This is a genomic window from Rothia amarae (assembly GCF_042677725.1).
GTDB classification, from domain to species: domain Bacteria; phylum Actinomycetota; class Actinomycetes; order Actinomycetales; family Micrococcaceae; genus Rothia; species Rothia amarae.
In genome coordinates this window covers 1-568 of the sequence record NZ_JBHUCN010000022.1, presented here as the reverse complement: position 1 = coordinate 568, position 568 = coordinate 1, and the positions used below count along the sequence as shown (strand labels likewise).

Below are 568 nucleotides of genomic sequence, written 5' to 3'. Positions count from 1 at the left end.
CGGTCTATTAGTACCAGTCAACTCCACAAGTCTCCAGTCCTTGCTTCCATACCCGGCCTATCAACCCCATCATCTATAGGGAACCTCACACAACACAAAGTTGCCAGGAAATCTCATCTCAAAACAGGCTTCCCGCTTAGATGCCTTCAGCGGTTATCCCTCCCGAACGTAGCCAATCAGCCATGCACCTGGCGGTACAACTGACATACCAGAGGTTCGTCCGTCCCGGTCCTCTCGTACTAAGGACAGCCTTTCTCAAATTTCCAACGCACGCAGCGGATAGGGACCGAACTGTCTCACGACGTTCTGAACCCAGCTCGCGTACCGCTTTAATGGGCGAACAGCCCAACCCTTGGGACCAACTCCAGCCCCAGGATGCGACGAGCCGACATCGAGGTGCCAAACCATGCCGTCGATATGAACTCTTGGGCAAGATCAGCCTGTTATCCCCGAGGTACCTTTTATCCGTTGAGCGACGGCCATTCCACAATGTACCGCCGGATCACTAGTCCCGACTTTCGTCCCTGCTCGACCTGCCAGTCTCACAGTCAAGCTCCCTTGTGCACTT

Annotated in this window: 1 rRNA gene; it reads right to left on the bottom strand. The window is 54.6% G+C overall.

Annotation, left to right across the window (positions count from 1 at the left end):
- Positions 1-568, bottom strand: a 23S ribosomal RNA gene (locus ACFR81_RS10910); the annotation flags it as partial.